The following is a 17,073-nucleotide window of genomic DNA, read 5'->3' on the forward strand; positions in this document are numbered from 1 at the left end:
TACTTAGCCGACTTATTTCAGAATACCCGTCTGTCTTTTATAAAAAGCATCCTGTTGTTTTTTCATCATTTCTCTGGCAATTTTTTTCTTATAAGCATATAACTCTTCCTCCTCGGTAAGGTCATTGTATACCTTATCATTTATGGCATGATCTGTTTGTAAAAGTACATTACGCTGGTTTTGTTTTTGCATACTCCACGTTTTCACTTCACTTTCCAAATCGTCTAACTTATAATCATATTCTCCTTTTGGCGAAAATAGTTTTGCAAAAATAGGAGAGGTTTCTATTGCCAAAAACAATAAAAAAATAAAAAAAGAAGGCAGCCAAGGTAATGCTCCTAATGCATTTATACGCGCCATTAATCCATCAAAATTATCAATTATGGGTTGGGACGTTTCGACCTGATTATCATATTGAGCAGCCAACGCACTCTTTTTTGCCTCTAGGTTTGTTATTTTTTCTACGTTTTTTTGCTTTAACGCTACCAAAACTGCCAATGCAGTATCATGTTTTTCTCTCTTCTCTTTATAAACAGGTCCTTTCCCGACAATTTCTGTTCCTTTTCTACCTTCTGCCTCTGCTATATAGGTTTCATAAAGCGTATTTACTTCAACTTCCTTGGCTTCAATTTCATTCTTTAAGTCGGCTATTTCTGTATCGATAGCTGTTAATGTCGGAGTATATTGAGTTGCTATTTGTTCTTTGTTAGCAAGTGTAAAATCATTTTTTTGTTCTAATAACACTCTATCGATTTCTTTCTCAAAAATCTTTAATTCGAGGGGTTTAGAGATAACAATAGCAATAATTATTGCCAAAACTATTCTGGGAGAAGCCTGTAAAAGCTCATCCATAAAACTATTTTTCTTCTTTATGGTAGAAACAATAAATCTATCAAGATTAAAAATAAGTAATCCCCATATGCATCCAAAAAAAGCGGCTATGATATAATTATCAAAGACGGTATACAATGCATAACTAGCAGCTATGACAGCCATTACAGCAGTAAAAAATACGGTAGCACCAATGCCCGCATATTTATTTTGTTCACCAGCAGAACAATCAGCCAGAATAGCTGTATCTGCTCCCGAACACAGGATAAAAAAACGTTTTAACATTATCTAAGGGTTTTTTGATTGAATACTTATAGAACGCTGACTCACAACTTATTGTTGCATAAAAAAACTTCCGAAGGGAAGTTTTTAGTTAAAATAGTATATTTTAGGCAATTAATTTTTCTCTTTCCTGGCTTCTTCTAATGCTTTTCTTTGTGCTTCTTGTGCAGCTTTTAATGACTCTTCCCGGGCTTCCATAGCTTCTTCTCTTGCTTTCCGGGCTTCAATCATAGCTTCTAGTTTTGATTTTCTAGCCTCTTCTCTGGCTTTATGAGCTTCCTTCATTGCTTCTTGACGAGATTTTCTAGCTTGAAGAATTACTTCTCTTTGCATTTTTCTAACTTCTTCTCTTGCTTTATCCCTATGCTTCTCAGCTTTTTTCATGGCTTTTCGAACTTCTTTAGAATGTTTCTCCATTTGCCTTTCTGCCTCACGTCTTGATTGCTCTGCCAGTTTCATAACTTCTTCACGTTGTATCATGGATTTTTCTCGAGCTCTATAGGATTCTTTCATCGCAATAGCACGTGCCTTTTCTGCTTCTACCATAGCAACAGCTCTAATATGTTCTGAATTTTCTCGAGCTTCTTCTGCCAACTGCATCGCTTTTTCTATTTCTTCCTTTACAGTTTCAGATAATACCTCGTGCTTTACCTTTTCTGCTTCATGTATTGCTTCTGCAACCATATGTTCTATTTCGGCTTCGTGAGCTTCCATTCTTGTCTGTGAAGAATGTGCTGTTTTTGCAGACTTCTTACAGGTTTTTTTACATTTTTTTGATTTCTTAGCTTTCTTGGCAGCTTTTACTGCTTTTGCTTCTTTTACAGGAGCAACCGATGAAGAAAACAACTCTACCTCTTCTTCTTTTTCAACTTTTTCTTCCTTTTCTACCTTTGGAAATGATGGTAATTTTGGTGGTGGTGGCGGTACAAGAAGATTCTGTTTATCAGGATTAATTGCATACAGCCTTGTTTTTTTATATTCTGCATTAAGTTTTTCTAAAAACTTATCATCTGCATTTTGCAAACTAACATTAAAATTAAGGGATGTCAAATCTTCTTCATTAAACTCCTTAGTAACTTGATCCATCGTATTTACAAAATTTGACAAATCTGTAGATTTACCATTCACAGTTATTTGCTCTCCTACCACTTCAATTTTTATTTTTTTGTCAGAGTATACAGGAGCTTCACTGTCGTAATTATCCTGCACACTCTCTTGTGCAGCTACTTTATTGGTAAATAATAATATACATCCTACTAGGATAGGTAAGAGCAGCAGAAGTCTTGCTGCTGCTCTTGTTTTAGAAAATTGTTGTGACATCATAACGATTCGTTTTTTGGTTAATGAATAATTAATGGGACTTGCCAGGCAGGCTTGATTAGGGCCACTAGGATACGTAACAAGTAAATCCATATAGTTATGTATTGAACATTCCTGTTTCAATACGGTTTGATCTGCTAGAAATTCATGGTTTAATCGTATAGATTTCTTAATCCAATGCCATATTGGATTAAACCAAAAGATAACTTGAAAAATCTCTACTAACAGAATATCCAGTGTATGTTTTTGTTTTACATGTGTCTTTTCATGTAACCATATTTCTTGTGGAATAGCACTTTTCTGAAATTCTTTTTTTGGAACAAAAATGTACTTTAAAAACGTATGAGGAACAATCGAATTACCTAAAAGAACATTTACATGTGATTCTTCCTTAACATTTTGATTGGTTTTTACACGTTTAAGTAAATTGTATATATTTTTTATAAACCTAATGGTGAATATTAAAACACCAACTGCATACAGATACCATAAAAAGTGTATTTCATTTTCCGGCTCGGTTATAGGTACTATGGAGCTATCAGCATCTAAAACATAAGTGACTGGTTGTTGCAATTCTTCAGCAGCAATAAGCACATCTGGTTCATAAGTAACACTAACCAGAGGAATGGTGTACGCAAAAATCAAACTAAAAAGCAAATAGAACCTTTTAAGATGATGTATTTTCTCTTTTTCTAAAAAAAGCTTGTAAAAAGCCCATAACAACACCAAACAGAGCGTTGACTTTGTTAGATATAGTATCATTGCTTTTGTTTTTTAATTTGTTGGTCAACTATTTTTTTTAGTTCTTCTAATTCTACGGTAGACAAATTGGTTTCTGAAGTAAAAAATGAAGCAAATTGCGATGCTGAGTTATTAAAAAAATTCTTGATCAATCCATTTACATGTTTAGAAAAATAATCTGTCTTTTTTACTAATGGATAATACTCTCTTGATTTACCATAAATCTTATAATCCACAAAACCCTTGTCCGTCATTCTTTTTAATAATGTAGCTATTGTTGTTGTTGCAGGTTTTGGTTCTGGATAAGCATCCAGTATATCTTTCATAAATGCTTTCTCTAGTTTCCAGAGATATTGCATTACTTGTTCTTCGGTTTTTGACAACTGCATTGTTCTACATTATTAGAGTTTGTTCTACAAATGTAGAGTATTTTTTCTTTTTCACCAAAGAATGTACTTAAGTTTTAAATAATATTAACAAAAAACCGGGAGTTTTTGCTCCCGATTTTTATAATGATGACTAAAGAAATCTTGTTATTTTATCATAAACCTCACTGTATTACTTCTATCTTGTGTTGTTATTCTTGCAAAATATAGTCCTGTCCTATTATTGTTAAGTTGCAGAGACAATGTATATGCGGCATTCATTTCTTTAGTAAAGTTAGCTATTCTTGTTCCATTTATACTGTAAACTGTAATAACCACTTTCCCAGAATTTGCGTTATTAAAATTTAAGTTAAGTACATTCTCTATTAATGGGTTATTGGCTACAGAAACGAAATTATTTCTGTCTATATTACCCGATTTATTGGCAACTACGTTTACTGTATAATCCTCTACTTCATCACCTTGATTTCCACAGGGATCAGGATTGGTCCACCAATCATAACGTACACGCAATCTAGTTGCTCCAAATTGTGCATTACTAGGCACGACAACCGTTGCCGACCCGCCTCCGGTTCCTCTTGGTTTCAATAAGACTTGTTCTCCGGCATCATCAAAACTTCCATTACGATTCCAGTCAATCCAACTACCAATCGCATTTCCGTTCCAATTAGAACTCACAATCCCTGGAGTTACTGTTAACGCAATAGCTTCTCCTCTTGTCACATTCGTACTTAATGATGTATAATCGGTATACGAGCTATTTTGACTAGTATTGGATATCGAACCAAAATTGACTGAAGCTATATAATTCACCCCTCTAATTCCCGCTGTACAATATGTTACATCAATATCACATGGAGGACATGAAGAACCTCCACAATCTATACCGGTTTCGTCTCCATTTTGGATCCCATCATTACAAGTTGGATCTACCTCGCATGGTGGACAATCACCACCACAATCTATACCAGTTTCATTTCCGTTCTGGATACCATCATTACAGGTTGGGGTAGTTCCTCCACCAACAACAACCGTATAGTCTTCTACCTCATCTCCTTCTGTAGCACCACAAGGAGCAGGATTACTAAACCATCTATAACGAACCCTCAATCTGGTTCTACCATCTCTTGCCGTATTAGGAACTACAACTGTTGCTATTCCTCCTCCTACACCTCTTGGTTTCATAAGGACTTGTTCGTTTACCCCATCAAAATTACCATCCTGATTCCAGTCTATCCATCCTCCAACTACATTAGAGCTCCAATTAGAAGTGGCTATTCCGGGAGTTACGGTCAAGGTTATCGAAGCACCTTTCTCTACGGTCGTACTTTGAGAAGTAAAATCTGAATAAGAGCTATTTTGACTAGTATTGGATATTGAACCAAAGGTAACTGATGCTATATAATTCACCCCTTGGTTTCCAGCCGTACAATAAGTTATATTAGTACATGGTGGGCATGAAGAACCTCCACAATCTATACCGGTTTCGTCTCCATTCTGGATCCCATCATTACAGGTTGGATCTACCTCGCATGGTGGGCAATCACCACCACAATCTATACCAGTTTCATTTCCGTTCTGGATACCATCATTACAGGTTGGATCTACCTCGCATGGTGGACAATCACCGCCACAATCTATACCGGTTTCATTTCCATTTTGGATACCATCATTACAGGTTGGATCTACTGGATCCAAAGTTCTGCTTCCTGCTCTTATTGGTCCATTTGGTCTTGTAGAATAAGCATAATCCAATATCGTCAATGCAGAACCTGTAAAACGAACTCTAAACCATCCATAATTTACCTCTCCTGGATGTAACTCGAACTGAAAACCAACATAAGCCGTTCTACCATTCCATGCGGTATAATTAGAAGAACTGAATGCATGAGCATTGGGATAAACTAATCCTTTTACCCAGTTACTGTTATCTGATATTAATTGATTAGCTTGTATAGGAACGATATTTCTTGTTCCCGACTGACATACTAAACTCTTTCGATAAGTTTCAAGTTGATACTGAGCATTACTTGCATTGTAGAATAACCCAAACTCACTTTCTTTGTTATCCCTTACCCTGAAAAACTTAAACACATCACCAGTAGTGGCTGTTAAATCTGTAATATTTTCATAAACTACAGTAAATGAATCGTAAAACAAGAAATCGAAAGCTATTTTATTCACATTTAACCTAGAGCTACCCCCCGAGATTGCAGCATTTGTAAACGTAATGGATCCAGATCTATTATTAGCAGAGCTATGATTGACAGCTCTACCGTTAAATCTTACCCTAAGTCTTCTATTATTTTCTACTGTAATATCGGCAGTAATTCCTTGAGGTAAGCTGGCGTTAAAGTGCGTCCCTTGATTCATTTTTCCGTTACTTAACGCAAAAGTACCATCAATAATATTAACTATATAATTTGCATCTTTGATACTTCCATTATTAATATTTGATTCTCTAGCATGCCTTCTACCTTCAATTACCAAAGAAGCTCTATTTAGATTGACTCCCGTAGCCGTTAAGTTTCCTGATTGCCATATTGTTCTTCTTGATGGCTGATTAAGTGCTGCACTCATTCTGGTTACCTGTCCTCGTGTAAACATTTTGGCGCATCCCAGGGAAGATTCATATCCCATATAATTTTCGTAGTTAATCAAATTACCACATTCTGAAGCACCGACTCTACATCCTTGATTTGTCGGACTAGTATCTTCTGTCGGAGTATCATTTACAAAGTCTCCATTAAGGTCATTACAGCCATTTCCATTAAAGGTGTGATATAAGTTTAGCCAGTGACCAAATTCATGTGTAAAGATAGAAGCAAATTCATTATCTGTGTTTCCATGCAAATACTGTCCATTATATACTACCCTGGCTGTACCAGCATTGTTCATTGCCGTATTAGGAAGCCATGCCACTCCAGAACTATTTGTAGCACCATTATCTTTAAGAATTGCCAAAATATAAACATTCATATATTTATTGTTATCCCAGGCATAATGTGCTATGGTACCATCATGAGTTCCTCCTTCTCCAAATCCGGATTGCTCATCGTCATAAAATTGAACTCCACTTGTAGCACCACCATTAGGATCTATTTTTGCCAACTTAAATTCAATATCTAATGTTGATCTACGATTTCTAAAAAACGGATCTACTGTATTAAAATCGGGATTTCTTCCATTAAAATCCTCATTCACTACTTCAATCGCTCTTCTAATCTTTTCGTATGTCAAGGTTCTACCGCTTTGCACTTTTCCAAAAACATGAACTACTACAGGAATAGTGGTTGCCGCAAGTTTATTAGCAACCTCTCTTTTTGCGTAGGCCGCGGCATACTTATTAAAAGCATCCTGTTCAAATTTTGCTTGAGGGTTTTTTTGATAATATTCTTCCATTGTTTTTTGTTGAAAACACGATGAAGGTCGCTCTTGACTATAAATAAATGGGATATATCCGCATAGCAGAATCCCTATTATAAAAACTTTTAATTTCATAACTAGAGTTGTTTTGTGTTAAATAATAAGTCTACAAAAAGATTATTCATTAAACATATAGGGCAAATAAATCCTCTGTTTAAAAAACCAGTTAGTTTTTTTGGTGCAATAACCTTTTTGTTTTTGTGTTAAATATTAATTTTTTAAGTTGTAAAGTAGTACGCAGAGGCTTAAATGAAGAAAAACTTAATCTTGATTCAAGTAAAATCATTAAAGCAATATTCTCCAATAAAACCCTGGTTATCCTTCTTTAAGGTTCTACAACCTTAAAATTTTAAAAGAAAAAAACGTATGTTCTCTATTGTGTCGGAAAGTTCGTAGAGTAGTTAGTAAATACCATAATTCATTTTTTTGTGTTAAATAATAAGTTGGCAAAAAAGATCATGTATCTGCAAACATCGACATATCAGATGTTTCAATATAACAATCAGGTAGTTAATCTGATTGAATAATCTTTTTTGCAGTTTGTGTTAAATATTTTTTTTTAAGAGATAAAATATTATTCAGAGGTTTAAAAAGTGGAAAACTCAATCTTAATTCGAATGCAATCGATTAAGGAATAAATCACCTAAAAAATCCTTGTTATCCTTCTTTAAGATTCTAAAACAACCTTAAGATTTTCAAAGAAAAAATGTATGTTTTCTATTGTGTTGGAAAGTACTGGGAGTAGTTTGTAAATATCATAATTAAGTTTTTTGTGTTAAATTGTAATAAAATTATAATTTAAAAAAAGATGTTTATGGTATTATTCTACCAAAACAACATACTATATTGCTACTGCATTATAATAAAAAGTTAAAAACCGTATTTCACTAATTTCTTTTTTATCAAATTGACGATAAATCTAATCCAAAGAAGAATACATTTGTTATATACTTTGAGGACTTCTGTAAATGAAATAGTTACACTTATCCTTTACGATTCCAATAAATTAGTTTGATCATAAAATAGAGTACGTATAATGAAAAGAGAAGAAAAAAATTATCAAATTATCAGGGTTTGTTCTATACAAAGGAAAAATTAACTACTCTTCTCTGTGTAATGTTTTCTTTCAAAATATATAGCTCATCCTTCCTAAAATAAAAACAAAAAAATCGGGAGTTTTTGCTCCCGATTTTATGATTATGACTAAAGTAATTTTATTATTTGAACCCTTAGTGCATTTAGGGTAAGTTGATTTTAATACTGTTAATGTTTCTGTTATAGACGAAATAATTTAGGTGCTGTATCATTGTAAGCGCAGTAATTTTTGATAATATCCTTGTTTTGAATCCTTCAAAAGATTTGGCATAATTTATTCGTATCACGAATTGATCACATAGCTGTAAAAAAAGGGTTTCAATTCTTTTTCTGGATTTTCTAAATATATAGGGTTGTTTTACATATCCGTATTGGTTTTTACGCATTGGGATATTAAGCTTGATACTGCTTTTCTCAAATAAGTTAAGTTGATATTCACTTGATAAATATCTAGCGTTCCCAATTAAGGTGCAATCTTTGAGCTGACTTTGTATGTCTTTTAAATAGTTGACATCATGTACGTAGGCATGGCTGATATCTAAACTTTTAAAGACACTTTTTACAGAACATACTGCGTGTAGTTTGTAGCCATAGTAGTTTACTTTTTGCGAAGCACCGTAGCCTTTGTCAGGACCACAGCCCTCTGTTTTTTTACAGATTACCGAACGCATGCCTCTTGATAATTTGCAAACTTCCAAGGGCATACTATCCACTATAAAATATTCTTCAAACTCATTAAAAGCATCTGATGATTTTAACCGTATTTGCTCTATATATAGGAATAATCTACGCTTTCTCCGATTATAGAAGCTCGGTTCTATGAGCGAAGATAAAAATGCAGGTGAAATCCTGAACAATTGATATACACTATCGATACTCATATATTATGATGCTATGTTGTTTCTTATCAATTGTTTACATGATAATTTAGGAGTCCGTATTTGAAACAAAAAATTGGATGTAGGCTCTATTCGATTTAATACTTCTAGAATTTTCTCGTAATTTGCTAGAAAGTTGTGCATTGGAATTGTTTTGTGGTGATTACAACTTGCTGACTTTTATTAGTTTGCACAAATTTTTATAAATGCACTACGGGTATTACTTATTAAAAGGTTAAAAAATATTTCATGAATTATATTATAGGATTTGTTATATGTTGCTATTTACTTTGGCTTGGATACCATAACTATAAAAAACATAAAGAATATAACAGAAAATTGAAAGAGAGCTTAGATGATGAATATGTTCTTGATCCAGAAACAAATGCAAAACTTACTTTGGAGCAAGCCGAAAATGGACATTGGGGTGAACAAGAAAATGAATTAGGAATCATGTCCGAGGCAGATATTGATACACTGTATACAGAGGAAGAAAAGGAAACGGCAAGAACTGCTAACTATTTGAAAAAAAAAGGTTTGAAATTAGAACTGGATAGTCAGCAATGGGCTATACTTACACAAACCAATATTTTTAATCGATATAATGATTTTAGGATTTATAAGCCTTTTAAAATAAAAAATAGTAATGGGATATTCTTTTTTACAGACATTGAAATTGGATCAGATGAAGGAGCACCGCACAGGGTGAGCTTTTATGCCTCTGGGCAACAATTAATGTTTTGGTTACTGGTCGATGTAGATCTTGGTCATTATTATTTTGGTGATAAAACAGTTGCTGGAAAAATTATAGATAAGATAAAAAGGAGTAATGATTTCAATCTAAAAAGACATGAAACAGTTTGCTTTAGAAGAACAGAAAATGTTGAGTATGTAGAACGAATTATAAAGCTTTTTGAAGAAGAAAAAGGTTTTGAAATAGAATTTATGAACAACAATATTTTTATAAAAAATTTTAAATATCCAAATTTAGAAGATGTACATAGAATAGAAAGAATTGTATCTGATTTAGAAGAGATCAGTAGTAACTTTAGAAGAAGTTAAATCAATCAATATGCAGTACTATAGGAAGCTTATAAACGCTAGTCACAGGCGTTCCTCTGGTATGTGCTGGTTTTACCTTTGGTAAAGAGTGAATACTATTTTCTAACCATTTTTTTAGATCAGGAATTTGTTTTTCTACCTTGGTAGGAAGTATAAAATTCTCTAATATGATTTCTCCTTTATGTGTAATACGTAGAGGAACCCATATCGTATCATCAATAGCTTCTTTAACAACAATAGTATGAGTTATAAGATGATCATAAATATGTGTGGTGATTGTATTTTGAAAACATTGTTCTAGTACTTCTTCCGATTTTGCTTTACAAACTTCGAACAATGGTGGTTGTTCTACTACAGTTTTATTGAGTTTTTTTAGAGTTTCGTTTACAATCTCGTTTTTGTGTTCTTTTTTAAGCACAAAATGATCACAAGATACTAACGTAAAAAGTAATACACCTATATACCAATTTCTTATACTCATTATCCGCAAACTATTTCGGATTGCCAAGCTACATAATTTTTTCTAGAGTAAGAAAAGTTAGTTGTTTTTGGTGTTTAAGCTAATTTCTTTTTCTAATTGAAGTACTCTTTTCTTTATTCTAGATGTGAAAAAAGCTAACTCTTGGTCGGATTCAAATTTTTTTAGATAAGTGTTGTAATACTTTAGTTTGATGTTAGGGTCTTTGTAATAAGAATCTGCTAACATGGCTAATTGATACTGCCCTCTAGAAAAATTAGGGTTTTCTTTTAGCGCGCGTTTGATATATTTTATGGCTTGTTCCCAATTTTCTTGAAACCGATATACCATAGCTATCGAATATAAATCTTCTTCTATAGGGAGATCCTTTAATTTGAGTGCCATATGATAATATTTGAGCGCTTCATCATATTTTTTTAACCATTGATATTGATGTGCTAATGAAGAATATAAACTATGAGATTTGTTATAGTGTTTCAACACCTCATGAAAGTGAAGGATTGCTTTTTTATGTGCATGAGTTTTACTATAACACAGCGCTAGTTTTGTATGTACAAATTCATTTTTTTGATTGAGATCCAATAACTTTTCAAAATAGGGGAGTGCAGCATAATAATTTTCTTGCAACAGAAAACTTTGGCCCAAAACGCTAAGCAGTTCTACATTTTCTGGATACGAATGCAAACCAAGATTTGCAGTATTCCATACGATATCATAATCTCGTTTTTTTAGGTGATATTTAGCAACCTCAAAACAACTTTTTTGATGTGTATTATCTAATCGAAATGCTTCTTTAAAAAAGGAAATAGCAAGAGTATCTCTCTTTTTTTTCTTCACAATACCCAATCGATATTGAAAATCAGGGTTGTCAGGATATTTGGTAGCAAGAGCGGTATAAAGACTATCTGCGGTTTCATACTTTCCGGTATTCGTTAGTAATTTTGCATAGGCTATTTTTGTTGATAGCTCTACATCACCTAATGTGAGTACTTGCTTATAATATTTTAAAGCGTCTGTATAAGTACCTTTCGCTTTATGAGCACGTGCTATTTGAAGCCTGATATGTTTGGTTTTTGAAGCTATTTTTTCATAAGCACTTATTGCACTGGCATAATCTCCTGTGTGATATAGACTATCTGCTTTGGTTACTGCAGTATTTTGAGCTTTGATTTGAACATGATAAGAAAAAAATAATACGATATATAATAAGAATTGTATACAACTCATGACCATTTGTTTAATTTACTTTTAAAATATACAAGTCTCCATAATAAGTACCATTTACATTCGACAAAAGCATCTTTTTAGCATCTTCTATTTGATCGTATCGTTCTAGATACACATAATAATAACCGTCCTTTGGACTTTTAAAATACTTAGCATTTAACCCCGTTTTTTCTAGGTTCTCCATACCTTTCTCTAAATAATTTTTATGCTTAAAAACATGTGTAATTAAATAATATCCGAGTTGAACATTGTTTTCTTTAAAGTTTGATAACTGATCACTTAACAAATCTTCATCTTGAATACTACTACTGGACTTGATTTTCTTTTTCACTTCTATAGTTACTTTTGTAATACTTAAATCTCCATCATACATACCATTCATACCCGATGCTTTCATTCGTTTTGCCTCTTCTAAAGTTGGATAACTTGCAAGATATGTAATAAAATAGCCAAATAGCGTTTCATAAAAATTGGGTTGTAACCCCAGTTTTTTTAATCTCTCCATTTCATTGTCAAGATCCTTTTGAGAAGAGAACCCCCCTGTTTCTATATAATATCCTGCTTTTAGATTTTGATTTTGAGAAATCATTCTGTTAGCTACACGTTCTTTTTTATCGTTTGAAGCTTCTTTTGATTTGAAATTAGTTTGGTTTTGTTTGTTTTTATCAATATTTAAAAAAAGAGGAAGTGTGTATATAACATTTACTTTTTCTCCTTTGTGTTCTCCTGGGATCATTTGTGGTAGTAACTCGATTACCCTTTTTGTTTCTTTTTCTAATTCTGGATCAGATGCACGAACTTGGATATCGGTTGTATTTCCTTTTTTATCTATTTTAAAGCGGGCATAAATACGATTTGTACCTACTTTTGCAACAGGAGTAATAGCTTTTATATCAAAGTTTTTATAAATAAAACGCTCGATTTCTTTAGAAAAACATTCTTTTTGTTTTTTCTGATCCTTAATATGTTGACAAGCTTTAGTTGTTGGCGATTGTTCTATTTCTCTAAAAGGAATTTCAGTTTTGATACTATCAATAGAAGAAATAGAGTAAACACTTTTTTGTTCCCTTACTTTTTTCTCTTTCTCTTTGATCATATTATTCGCATTAATAGTGTTGATGCTAGTAGAGAATGTATTTGACTGGTTCTTATCGATTGGTGTGTTTTTTGAAAAAGAAGAAGCAACTAACATAGTTCCTAAAACAGGAATGATGAGCAGGTATTTAAATTTTGCAACAGTTTTAGATTTAGGTTTTTGTAACATAGTTATTCTTTTTTTAAGTAAGGATTGATTAAAAAATTGATTGATAAAATCGATGTCTTCGGTTTCAAAAGTGGTATGTAATAGTTGCTCATAGTACTTTCTTTTTCCCAAAATAGCTACACTTTTTGTGTCTGCAATATATTCGTGCAGCGTGTCTATTCTCGACCGGTAGACATAGATTAATGGATTAAACCAAAAAATGATTTTTAAGAATTCGAACCACAATAAATCCAAGGTGTGCTTTTGGCGTAAATGAACAATCTCATGGATAATGATTTGTTCTTTTTCTTTAGGGGTTAATTGATCTCCCAGATACATGGCATTAAAAAAGGAAAATGCGTCTTTGTTATTATGAATGGTATAAACATTATAACCAGTGGTTTTATAATAGACTTTATGATAAGAAGCTTTTTTACGTATTGCTCTAAGTTTAAAAACTCTTTGTATAAATCTAAAGAGCATAAATGCCACAACAATGCCATAGATTAGTAACCACCAGTTTATGGTACCTAAAGAAAAGTAGTTAAAAGAGTGATTAATGACCTGGGTGACCGCAGTTGTTGTGTCACTAATAAGTGCAGTTTCTTGCATAGGAGGTTGCCCAATAACAATAACGGGTAACTTAATTACGTACTCTTCTGGAATGGTTTCTTGTATACTTTTAACTCTAATAAAGGGTAAAACAAAAGATAGTGCCGATGTGGCTAATAAATACAACCTATTTAAAGAGAAAAAAGTGTCTTTTTTATGAAATAGATCATAAGAGATCAAAAACAGTAATTGAAAGATTATTATATATAAGATGTAGTTTATCATGACTAAAAACTTTTCTCCTTAAATAGGTTGTTGTGTTTGATAATATTGCTAATTAGTTAGTTTACCGGGTAATAAATCAAGTGTTATATTATAGGAAGCAGATTTCAATCCAGTTTCGGTTTTAATAGTATCAAATACTAATATTTGATCACCAATTTCTTTTTGTTTTTCATTTTTGAAATACCCGGCACAAACTCCATTAACAGTTTTTTCTGCGTACCCTTCTCCGTATTGGATATGAAGACGGTATGTGTCTTCTGGAATATTTCTCACATGGTATTCAATGTTTCTTTTTAAATATACTGTTCGAATCGATTTGTTACTATTAATTGAGACAATGTCTACAATAACTTCGGTGTTATTACCCACTACAATTTTTAAATGGTTATCGAGATCCATATTATATTCAGAATTTTGATTGAGGCATGGGGTTTCTGCAATTTTTTTATCAGTAAGAAGTACAGCTTGATCTATAGTTGTCTGCAGTTCTTTTGAAATGGTATCTGTAGAAACTGATTTTTCTTCACTTTCGGTAGTATTTTCAATAGGTGAAATAGGTTCATTTTTGCATGAAGTATATATTAATATTCCTAAAATCACAGGAATCAATAATAAGTACTTAAATTTTGCAATGGTTTTGGATTGAGACTTTTGTAACATAAATATTCGTTTTTTGATTAAAGAATGATTGAAAAATTGATTGACAAATGGGATTTCCTGAGTCTGGAAAGCCACATTTAACAATTGTTCTATATAGTTTTGTTTACCAGTAGATGCTATTACCGCTGCATCTGCTATGTATTCATGTAATAATGTAATTCTGGATTGATAAATGTATATTAATGGATTCCACCACAATAGGATTTTGAGTAACTCAAACCATAATTGGTCTAGAGAGTGTTTATGCGCTACATGTACCATCTCATGAATGAGAATTTGTTTTTTACTGTCTTCATCCAAAGCATCTCCCAGATAAATAGAATTCCAAAACGAAAAAGCCAGGTTGCTATTGGGAAGTGTAATGATGTTTTTATTGCCCACCTTAGTTTTAATAGAAAATGTCTTAAGTACTTTTAGCTTATAAAGCTTTAATATTAGTAGCAGTATGCTTATACCGATACCAATAAAATATAACAGTAACCACCAATTTATTGGATTTTGATCAGTCGTTGTTGGATGAACAGAAATCAGTTTTTCTGAAGAAATAGTGATCACTCGCTCTACTTGTAAAATATAGTTTTTTGAAATGTCATTTTTAAAAGATTCAACTTCTATAAATGGTAATAGTAAGGATAACGCAGGTGTGATGATAAGGTAAAATCTATTCCAGGAAAAAAAAGTATCTCTTTTATGGAATACATCATATAACATCAAAAATAATAGCTGAAAAATCAAGGTTTGAAGTGCGTAATGTATCATAACGATTATTTTTCTTTATTTAATTCTTTTAAAATTTGTTCCAGATCTTTGATATCCATATCATTTTTCTTAACAAAAAAGGAGACCATATTTCTAAAAGAGCCATTAAAATAGTTATTCATTAACTTGTTGATCGATTGATTACTATACTCTTCTTTTTTAATGATAGGAAAGTAGATATAACCTTTACCTTGTTTACGATGACCAACAAATTCTTTGTTTTCTAAAATCCTAACTATGGTAGAAATCGTATTGTAAGCCGGTTTAGGTTCGGGCATCTTTTCGATAATGGTGGCAACATTAGCTTCTTCTAATTGCCAAAGCCATCGCATTATTTCTTCTTCAGCTTTTGTGAGTTGTTTCATCGGATATAAAATTATGAGTATTCAACTATTTTTTTAGTTGAATAAAACAAATGTAACTAAAATTTTAGTTTTAACTAGTTTTTTAGTTTAAAAAACTAAAAATTATTTTTATGCAGATGAATGGTTTTAGAATTGTAGTAAGTATTTATGCTTAGTAAAGTAAACTCATTACTAGGTGTATGTTGATTACCAGAGTATAAGTTTGGAATCAAAAATTAGAATGATTAATATATCGTTTAGAGAATAGAGATGTGAGATATATCGATGAAGACTATACTATAAATAATAAGAAAAGTACTATTATGTTTACTTTTCGTTATTATCTGTAATTCGTTTTTGTGTTAAATCGATTTCTGTAATTTTCATTTCAAAGGTAATAGGTAAGGTATAGGTATCTTCAAAAACATTTTCTTGTATTTCCTTCTTTTTTTGTGGTACAGGTGTCATAGTAGGAAATGAACGTAACGTTCGTATTGCTTCTTCTTCTAGTTCTAATGCAGTAGCTTTTGCTTGAATATCGACAATTTGACCAATTTGATTTACTTTAAATCTAGCATAGATTCGATTTGTACCAATTCTGGCATAAGGCTTCATGGCTGCAGTATTGTAATTTATAGTAACAAACTCTTTTATTTCGTTAATAATACAATTTTTTCTAATGCGATCATTTGTAGCATCTTTACATTTAAGTGTTGTAAAATTGGTTTGAGAAAAGGAGACAGAGAAAGTTATTAACCCTAAGGATAATAGTATGAAATGTCGCATAATTTTGGGGTAGTTTTATGTTCGATTAATGGTTAATAATATAGTATTTTAGACAAAAAAAGAAAATAAAATTATATTCTAAAAGCTTTAATGAGTTTAATAACAAACAGCTAAGATAAGTTTACATTTCCGTAACAAAACAGAAACAATGTCGTCATATAACTTAAAAAATAATAATGGATATTGTATTAATTATACTAGGGTTTTTATGTTGTCTTATAGGCATAATAGGAAGTTTTCTTCCTGTATTACCGGGACCATTTACAGCCTGGATTGGATTGTTAATCCTACATCTTACAGATAGGGTTCCTGATGATTGGACTTTTTTAGGAATTACATTAGGGGTATCAATTTTGGTATGGATTCTTGATTATATCGTGCCAGCGTTGGGTACCAAAAAGTTTGGAGGTACCAAATATGGTATGATAGGAAGCTCGCTTGGACTCATTGTAGGAATATTATTTTTAGGTCCACTAGGAATTATAATCGGGCCTTTTGCAGGCGCATTTATAGGAGAATTAATAAAAGACAGTGATCAATCATCAAAAGCATTAAAAGCAGCTTTTGGGTCTTTTATTGGATTTTTGACAGGTACTTTTATTAAATTTATAGTAGCCGTTGGATTTATTGTTTTTTATTGTAAAATAGTAATAGAAAATTGGCATTTCTAATTGTATAACTATCTGTATTATTGGTTTTTTTGTAACATATAGTATAA

General features: G+C 32.1%; 12 protein-coding genes and 1 pseudogene. 2 read left to right on the forward strand and 11 right to left on the reverse strand.

The features are described 5' to 3' along the window. Positions 1 to 12: 12 nt before the first annotated feature. The 5 genes and pseudogenes from ABW636_RS04275 to ABW636_RS04295 all read right to left on the reverse strand — a co-directional run bounded on the left by ABW636_RS04275 (position 13) and on the right by ABW636_RS04295 (position 9,103). Positions 13 to 1,116 (reverse strand): DUF4407 domain-containing protein, encoded by a 1,104-nt coding sequence (locus ABW636_RS04275; protein ID WP_367588710.1) that lies wholly within the window; start codon positions 1,114 to 1,116, stop codon positions 13 to 15. A gap of 111 nt (positions 1,117 to 1,227) precedes the next feature. Then, positions 1,228 to 3,195: a M56 family metallopeptidase gene (locus tag ABW636_RS04280; RefSeq protein ID WP_367588711.1), complete on the reverse strand. Its 1,968-nt coding sequence runs from the start codon at positions 3,193 to 3,195 to the stop codon at positions 1,228 to 1,230. Further along, a complete protein-coding gene (locus ABW636_RS04285) occupies positions 3,192 to 3,563 on the reverse strand; it encodes a BlaI/MecI/CopY family transcriptional regulator (protein WP_367588712.1) in 372 nt (123 codons plus the stop codon). Before ABW636_RS04285 ends, ABW636_RS04280 begins: the two co-directional genes overlap by 4 nt. Before the next feature lie 144 nt (positions 3,564 to 3,707). Beyond that, positions 3,708 to 7,061 carry a M43 family zinc metalloprotease gene (locus ABW636_RS04290; RefSeq protein ID WP_367588713.1) on the reverse strand — a complete coding sequence of 1,118 codons (3,354 nt, stop codon included), beginning with the start codon at positions 7,059 to 7,061 and terminating at the stop codon, positions 3,708 to 3,710. 1,163 nt (positions 7,062 to 8,224) lie between these two features. Next, positions 8,225 to 9,103: pseudogene (locus ABW636_RS04295) on the reverse strand (IS982 family transposase). A gap of 105 nt (positions 9,104 to 9,208) precedes the next feature. Here ABW636_RS04295 and ABW636_RS04300 point away from each other — a divergent pair. Then, positions 9,209 to 10,021, forward strand: a complete 813-nt coding sequence (locus ABW636_RS04300) for a hypothetical protein (protein WP_367588714.1) — start codon at positions 9,209 to 9,211, stop codon at positions 10,019 to 10,021. Position 10,022: 1 nt separating this feature from the next. Here the strand turns inward: ABW636_RS04300 and ABW636_RS04305 are convergent, their stop codons facing one another. The 6 genes from ABW636_RS04305 to ABW636_RS04330 all read right to left on the reverse strand — a co-directional run bounded on the left by ABW636_RS04305 (position 10,023) and on the right by ABW636_RS04330 (position 16,355). Continuing rightward, positions 10,023 to 10,502, reverse strand: coding sequence for a hypothetical protein (locus ABW636_RS04305; protein WP_367588715.1), 480 nt, complete (start codon positions 10,500 to 10,502; stop codon positions 10,023 to 10,025). Positions 10,503 to 10,559: 57 nt separating this feature from the next. Further along, the gene (locus tag ABW636_RS04310) at positions 10,560 to 11,726 is read right to left on the reverse strand and encodes a tetratricopeptide repeat protein (protein WP_367588716.1); all 1,167 of its coding nucleotides are present in this window, start codon (positions 11,724 to 11,726) and stop codon (positions 10,560 to 10,562) included. A gap of 10 nt (positions 11,727 to 11,736) precedes the next feature. Continuing rightward, positions 11,737 to 13,806, reverse strand: coding sequence for a M56 family metallopeptidase (locus tag ABW636_RS04315; protein ID WP_367588717.1), 2,070 nt, complete (start codon positions 13,804 to 13,806; stop codon positions 11,737 to 11,739). A 48-nt stretch (positions 13,807 to 13,854) separates the two neighbouring features. Further along, a complete protein-coding gene (locus tag ABW636_RS04320; RefSeq protein ID WP_367588718.1) occupies positions 13,855 to 15,225 on the reverse strand; it encodes a M56 family metallopeptidase in 1,371 nt (456 codons plus the stop codon). 5 nt (positions 15,226 to 15,230) lie between these two features. Continuing rightward, positions 15,231 to 15,590: a BlaI/MecI/CopY family transcriptional regulator gene (locus ABW636_RS04325; RefSeq protein WP_367588719.1), complete on the reverse strand. Its 360-nt coding sequence runs from the start codon at positions 15,588 to 15,590 to the stop codon at positions 15,231 to 15,233. A 306-nt stretch (positions 15,591 to 15,896) separates the two neighbouring features. After that, entirely contained in the window at positions 15,897 to 16,355 is a 459-nt protein-coding gene (locus ABW636_RS04330; protein WP_367588720.1) for a hypothetical protein, read from the reverse strand. A 176-nt stretch (positions 16,356 to 16,531) separates the two neighbouring features. Here ABW636_RS04330 and ABW636_RS04335 point away from each other — a divergent pair, with 176 nt between their 5' ends. Further along, on the forward strand, positions 16,532 to 17,026 hold the full coding sequence (locus ABW636_RS04335) for a DUF456 domain-containing protein (protein ID WP_367588721.1): 495 nt from the start codon (positions 16,532 to 16,534) through the stop codon (positions 17,024 to 17,026). Positions 17,027 to 17,073 lie beyond the last annotated feature (47 nt).

This window comes from Aquimarina discodermiae, assembly GCF_040786235.1.
In the GTDB taxonomy this organism is placed as follows: Bacteria; Bacteroidota; Bacteroidia; order Flavobacteriales; family Flavobacteriaceae; genus Aquimarina.

Coding starts and splice junctions, on each gene's coding strand:
- ABW636_RS04275 (WP_367588710.1), bottom strand. CDS start 1,116: ATGTTAAAACGTTTTTTTATCCTGTGTTCGGGAGCAGATACAGCTATT.
- ABW636_RS04280 (WP_367588711.1), bottom strand. CDS start 3,195: ATGATACTATATCTAACAAAGTCAACGCTCTGTTTGGTGTTGTTATGG.
- ABW636_RS04285 (WP_367588712.1), bottom strand. CDS start 3,563: ATGCAGTTGTCAAAAACCGAAGAACAAGTAATGCAATATCTCTGGAAA.
- ABW636_RS04290 (WP_367588713.1), bottom strand. CDS start 7,061: ATGAAATTAAAAGTTTTTATAATAGGGATTCTGCTATGCGGATATATC.
- ABW636_RS04300 (WP_367588714.1), top strand. CDS start 9,209: ATGAATTATATTATAGGATTTGTTATATGTTGCTATTTACTTTGGCTT.
- ABW636_RS04305 (WP_367588715.1), bottom strand. CDS start 10,502: ATGAGTATAAGAAATTGGTATATAGGTGTATTACTTTTTACGTTAGTA.
- ABW636_RS04310 (WP_367588716.1), bottom strand. CDS start 11,726: ATGAGTTGTATACAATTCTTATTATATATCGTATTATTTTTTTCTTAT.
- ABW636_RS04315 (WP_367588717.1), bottom strand. CDS start 13,806: ATGATAAACTACATCTTATATATAATAATCTTTCAATTACTGTTTTTG.
- ABW636_RS04320 (WP_367588718.1), bottom strand. CDS start 15,225: ATGATACATTACGCACTTCAAACCTTGATTTTTCAGCTATTATTTTTG.
- ABW636_RS04325 (WP_367588719.1), bottom strand. CDS start 15,590: ATGAAACAACTCACAAAAGCTGAAGAAGAAATAATGCGATGGCTTTGG.
- ABW636_RS04330 (WP_367588720.1), bottom strand. CDS start 16,355: ATGCGACATTTCATACTATTATCCTTAGGGTTAATAACTTTCTCTGTC.
- ABW636_RS04335 (WP_367588721.1), top strand. CDS start 16,532: ATGGATATTGTATTAATTATACTAGGGTTTTTATGTTGTCTTATAGGC.